Source organism: Pseudonocardia sp. CA-142604 (genome assembly GCF_050948475.1).
In the GTDB taxonomy this organism is placed as follows: Bacteria; Actinomycetota; Actinomycetes; order Mycobacteriales; family Pseudonocardiaceae; genus Pseudonocardia; species Pseudonocardia alaniniphila.
In genome coordinates this window covers 3,288,879-3,293,525 of sequence record NZ_CP192045.1, presented here as the reverse complement: position 1 = coordinate 3,293,525, position 4,647 = coordinate 3,288,879, and the positions used below count along the sequence as shown (strand labels likewise).

The 4,647-nt window shown below is 68.4% G+C and carries 6 protein-coding genes; 2 read left to right on the top strand and 4 right to left on the bottom strand.

What is annotated here, in order from left to right:
• Positions 1 to 676: 676 nt before the first annotated feature.
• Genes ACQPZQ_RS15245 through ACQPZQ_RS15235 form a run of 3 tightly spaced genes read right to left on the bottom strand, consistent with a single transcriptional unit; the run spans position 677 to position 2,087 of the window.
• The gene (locus tag ACQPZQ_RS15245; protein ID WP_433296129.1) at positions 677 to 1,324 is read right to left on the bottom strand and encodes a GntR family transcriptional regulator; all 648 of its coding nucleotides are present in this window, start codon (positions 1,322 to 1,324) and stop codon (positions 677 to 679) included.
• The gene (locus tag ACQPZQ_RS15240) at positions 1,212 to 1,856 is read right to left on the bottom strand and encodes a hypothetical protein (protein ID WP_433296127.1); all 645 of its coding nucleotides are present in this window, start codon (positions 1,854 to 1,856) and stop codon (positions 1,212 to 1,214) included. The genes ACQPZQ_RS15245 and ACQPZQ_RS15240 overlap by 113 nt, the downstream gene beginning before the upstream one ends.
• Positions 1,857 to 1,904: 48 nt before the next feature.
• The gene (locus ACQPZQ_RS15235; protein ID WP_433296125.1) at positions 1,905 to 2,087 is read right to left on the bottom strand and encodes a hypothetical protein; all 183 of its coding nucleotides are present in this window, start codon (positions 2,085 to 2,087) and stop codon (positions 1,905 to 1,907) included.
• Positions 2,088 to 2,302: 215 nt separating this feature from the next.
• Here ACQPZQ_RS15235 and ACQPZQ_RS15230 point away from each other — a divergent pair, with 215 nt between their 5' ends.
• A complete protein-coding gene (locus ACQPZQ_RS15230) occupies positions 2,303 to 2,929 on the top strand; it encodes a hypothetical protein (RefSeq protein ID WP_433296123.1) in 627 nt (208 codons plus the stop codon).
• Here ACQPZQ_RS15230 and ACQPZQ_RS15225 read toward each other — a convergent pair.
• Complete coding sequence (locus ACQPZQ_RS15225) at positions 2,902 to 3,699, bottom strand: transposase family protein (RefSeq protein WP_433296121.1); 798 nt, start codon at positions 3,697 to 3,699, stop codon at positions 2,902 to 2,904. The two genes, ACQPZQ_RS15230 and ACQPZQ_RS15225, sit on opposite strands and share 28 nt — an antisense overlap.
• Before the next feature lie 144 nt (positions 3,700 to 3,843).
• Between ACQPZQ_RS15225 and ACQPZQ_RS15220 the strand changes: the two genes are divergently transcribed.
• A complete protein-coding gene (locus ACQPZQ_RS15220; RefSeq protein WP_433296119.1) occupies positions 3,844 to 4,143 on the top strand; it encodes a hypothetical protein in 300 nt (99 codons plus the stop codon).
• The last annotated feature ends 504 nt before the right edge of the window (positions 4,144 to 4,647 follow it).

Here is a 4,647-nt window from a genome sequence, read left to right as displayed (position 1 = left end):
GGAGGCAGCACCACAGGCGGCAGGGCTCGAGGCCCCACCGTCGTGTGCGAACTGCCGGTCCATGTCGGAGCAACTCCCGGTGATCGTGGAGGGAACAGGGGTGCAGCAGGAGAGACCGCGGTACAGGAACCGCGGACCACCACAGAGACGTGCGAAAACCAGGGCACCGAGCACGTCGCGCCTGAGGCAGCGACCCGCCGCCGGACGGCGGTATTCGCGTCCGGCAACCCCTGCGGGGGCGGTTCCCGAACCCGTCGCGCAACGTCAGCGACCGGCGGAACCAGCACCGCAACCTCGGAGTGAAGTCACCGAGGCGATCATCAGGTTAACAGATCATGCCGAGAAGGGAAGCCCTCGTGTCGCCGAGCGTGGATGACCAGCCGGAGGCGCGGACGGAGGCCGGCCTCCGACCGGCGCGAGGCCCTCCCCGAGCTGCCCGCGACCCGGTCCGCATCGGTGGCCGGGCCGGGCTCCCGGAGCCCGACGCCCGCCCGCCGAGCGGCCGGATTACGCTGGCGGGTTGGGAACCACCGCAGCCCGCGCGCAACGCAATTTCCTCCGCCGAGGAACGGCACCCCGAGATCCCCTGCGGCGGCACGACCGAACCGGTCATGTTCCGGCATTCCGATCGCTGGTCGTGACGCGCCTTCGACCGGGGCCCGAGCGCCGCTGGAGATCACCCGCCTGCTGGTTCGGCCCCGCCCGTTTCCGCCCCGCGGCGCGTGTACGCCGCCACGATCTGGTCCTCGGCGGCGCGCAGATACACCTCGAGATCGTCGGCAGCACCCGGGCCGTCACCGGCCCGCAACCGGTCGAGGATCTCGCGATTGCGTGCGAGGTACGGCTCATGGAAACGTCGTGGATTGGCCATGCCGTGGAACACGAGCCGGAGTTCGGCGAGCAGCCCGCTCATGAGTTCGTTCGTGCGGGCGCTGCCCGCGAGCGCGACGAGTTCCTGGTGGAATCGGAGGTTCGCGGTCCCGAGGGCCTGCCAATCCGCATGCCGCAGCGGTGCTTCGCCCTCCTCGACCGCGGCCGCGACTCCGGCGAGCGACGGAACCGGATCCCGCAGCGCCCGGACGACTCCGCATTCGACGATCCGGCGCACCCGATAGACGTCGACGACATCCTCGATGGTGTACGTGCGCACGAACATTCCGCGATTGAGCTCGTGAACGAGCAGTCGCTCGTGCGACAGCAGCCGGAACGCCTCACGAAGGGTGTTGCGCGAAACCCCGAGGGCGGTGCCGATGGAGTCCTCGGCGAGCCGCGTTCCCGGCGGGAAGTAGCCGTCGCTGATCCGGCTGCGCAGGATTGCGGCCACCCGCTCCGCCGTGCTGCGAGCGGACCCGCGTCACCGTGCTGGTTCGGCGCCGAGGCGGGCCGGGATCAATGAGCAGCACGGCATCGTCAGCCATGCGCCCCCACGCGAAGGCGGTGTTGCGGCGCGCTCCAGCCGCGGTCACCGCAGCCAGCATCTGCGCGCGGATCTCAGCGACCTTCTCTGCCGTGCCGGGCGTTAGCGGCCCGGGGCGCACGATCACCCCGACCATGCCGCCGCTGGGCAGCCGGAGGGTGCCGACCTCGACCGCCCCCCTGACGGCCAGCTCGGCGCCGTGGCCGATGAGGACGCGGAACCACAGCGCGCCGTCGGGATTGGGCGGCGGGAAGAACGCAACCTTGCCCAGCCCGGTGTCCCGAGGAGGAGGGCGTGCCGGGCTCTCCGGCGTCACCAGCACCGTGACCGCATGCCGCCAGCCGGGACGCACCTCCTCCGGTGGTTCCCAGCGGGCAAGCACCCGGTCGACCGTGTCGGACCACCCCCGAGACTTCGCGTACTGCTCCGTCCAGGCCATGCGCCAGCGGCCATTGCGGTGCAGCGACAGCTTGATCGCGCGGGTCTGTCAGCGCGGCCCGAGGTAGACGTCGTCGTCGGTGGTGCTGCCGAAAATGCTCCACGACTGCGACCGCGGCCCGTCGGGGCTGCCGACCGCCCACCGGATCGAGCCACCGGCCCGTCGGTGCTGCGGAGCCGGAAACGCCTCCAGACCAACCTCTTCTGGCTCTCCACCATCCGCGGTCATCATATGACTCTCCGTGCCGGCATTGGAGTAGTACCACGCTTGACGGGAAACGAGGCGTCGAGACCGTCACGCTCGGCGATCTTGTCGAACGCTCCCCCCGCTCGGCGCTCCACACGGGACCGAGCACGCCCATGAGTATCTGGCGCATCCCACTCCCGAAAGGCCTCCAGTACGGAGGCAGAACCGACGACGGGTTCAAGCTCAGCGTCTCCATGCCAATGGACGAGAACGGACTGATGCTGCTGCGCTGCCCTAGCGAGCAGGACCACCGGTTCGCCGTAAAGATCAACTTCGAGGGCCCCGAAGCCGATCTCATCTACTGCCCCTACTGCGGGCACCGCGCCCTCGCCAACGAGTTCATCACCGACGAGGCCCAGCGGAGACTCATGGAGGCCTCCGGCGCGGCCATGATCCTCCATCTCCAGGACAAGTTCACCCGGAGCGGGTTCAAGTTCACGCCGGCGCCGATGCCACAGGTGATCTTCACCTACGAGCAGGAGAAGACCCGGCGCACCATGCATTGCAACCGGTGCGACGAGCCTGCGGCGGTCTTCGGCATCGCCATGTTCTGCCCCGGCTGCGGACAGCTCGCACCCGCCGACCAGTTCATTGAGATGCTGGAGATCGAGCGCCGGACCATGACGCGTCTGTCCTCTCTTCCGGCCGACGTCCTCTCCGACCTGGAGGCAGACGGGTCCCTCGCACGCATCTACGAGGACTCCGTCGAGAACACCTGCGCAGCCCTGGAGACCTTCCTGAAGTCCGTCTTCGCCGAGCGCGTGCCCAACGCCGAGTCAGTGAGCCTTTGCCAACCTGATCACGCGTTGTCGATCATGAGTGTCTGAACTGCGGCGATGAGCGTGTCGGCGAGGTTCGGGCTGGAGCGGATCTTGCGCAGGATGCGCCAGTTCTTCAGCTCGGCGTTGACTCGCTCGCCCGGGCCGCGTCGTCGGGCGTGCGCGGCGTTGACGTCGCGCTGGTTGCGGGACAGGCGCCGGTAGCGGCCGGTGTAGGGGTCGAGACGGCGGCGCCGCTGCGGCACGGCGACCGTGGGGCCGGCGCCCTGGTAAGCGGTGTCGGCGACCGCCGGGATCTCGTGCGTGGCGAGGGCGTCGATGATGCCGTGTTCGTGGGCGGCGCCCATGTCGTGTCGGGCGCCGGGCAGCGGCGGGGAGATCCACACCAGCCGGCCGATCGGGTCGGCGATGACCTGCACGTTCAGGCCGTGGGCCTTGTGCTTGCCGGAGTAGAACCCGCGGTCGTAGCCCGAGGCCATGCCGACCCGGTCGATGCGAAGGAGGGTGCCGTCGAGGATCACGAACGCCTTACGGCGGGCGACCTCTATCGCCTGCGCCAGCGTCGGGGCCATCGCCGCGAGCAACTCGAGTGCCTCGCGGATGTAGCGATAGACCGTCGACGTGCCGATCTGGAAGCCGCACGCGAGGTCGGAGTAGGTCTCGCCCTTGCGCAGGTAGGCCACCACCAACAGGGCCTGGCGTCCGGCGGGCAACTTGCGCCAGCGGGTCCGACGCTGGTTGCGCTGTGACCGCAGCGCATCGGACAGCACGCCGAGGGCGCGGCTGGACATGGTCATCCCGGACGGGTAGGACAGCACCTTGAAGCTCCTGGTCAGGCGGATTGATCTAGGCAATCGCCCGTCTACCAGGAGCTTCACCCGTTCGAGGTCACGCCACGCCGTACCGCCGATGACCTGCCCGTACATCAGGTTGGCAATGGCTCAGTGCTGAAGGCGGGGAAGATGAGCGGCAACGTCTTCCAGCGACTCGGCGACGTCGAGACGCTGTATCGCGACACACTGGGAATCGATCTTCCAACGGCGCTCGGTCCGGACTGGACCATCCTCGTCGAGGCGATGGCCGCACGACACGTCGTCACCCACAACGCAGGCATAGTCGATCAGCGCTACCTCGACCGCGTGCCCACCAGTCCGCTCCGGGTCGGGCAGCGGATCACGGTGAAGGTCGACATGGTCACCACCTTGCTCGATGCCGCCTCAGCCCTCGGCTCCCTCCTCGCGCCGCCTGCAACGTCCCCCTGATCGCTCGCTGGCGCAGCTGCCCGCCCATGCGACAAGCGTGCAACAGCCCTCAGTCGATCAGGGGGACGCGCGGCGGTGCGTCCGGCGGCCCGGCGGTGCGCTCCCCCGGCGGGCCAGCAGATGCGTGTGGTTAGTGCGCGTCCTTAATCGAACCCCCACTGCGCATGCCAACACCTGCCCGACGCGGAATTTCCCCGAATACGGCATGGAGATACTGCAACCAGCCCGTCGGCCCATCATCGGGAACCGACTTCTGGCGACACCTGCTTCACGGATCGGGCACAGCGTCGACGAAGCCCTTTCCGTTAGAGACCCGACCGCCAGGCCGATTGTGACGTCAGTCACCACTGACCACATTTGGGCTCGCTTGGCAATGATCCCGACCTCATTTGGGCCGTTCAGTCAAAGCGCGGAGCATGCCGCTCCAGATTCGCTCCTGTTTGACGTTCAATAACCACAGTGGACAGCCCGCCATGATCCACAAGGCCGCGAGTGAGACCGGCG

Coding starts and splice junctions, on each gene's coding strand:
- ACQPZQ_RS15240 (WP_433296127.1), bottom strand. CDS start 1,856: ATGGCCTGGACGGAGCAGTACGCGAAGTCTCGGGGGTGGTCCGACACG.
- ACQPZQ_RS15235 (WP_433296125.1), bottom strand. CDS start 2,087: ATGATGACCGCGGATGGTGGAGAGCCAGAAGAGGTTGGTCTGGAGGCG.
- ACQPZQ_RS15230 (WP_433296123.1), top strand. CDS start 2,303: ATGGACGAGAACGGACTGATGCTGCTGCGCTGCCCTAGCGAGCAGGAC.
- ACQPZQ_RS15220 (WP_433296119.1), top strand. CDS start 3,844: ATGAGCGGCAACGTCTTCCAGCGACTCGGCGACGTCGAGACGCTGTAT.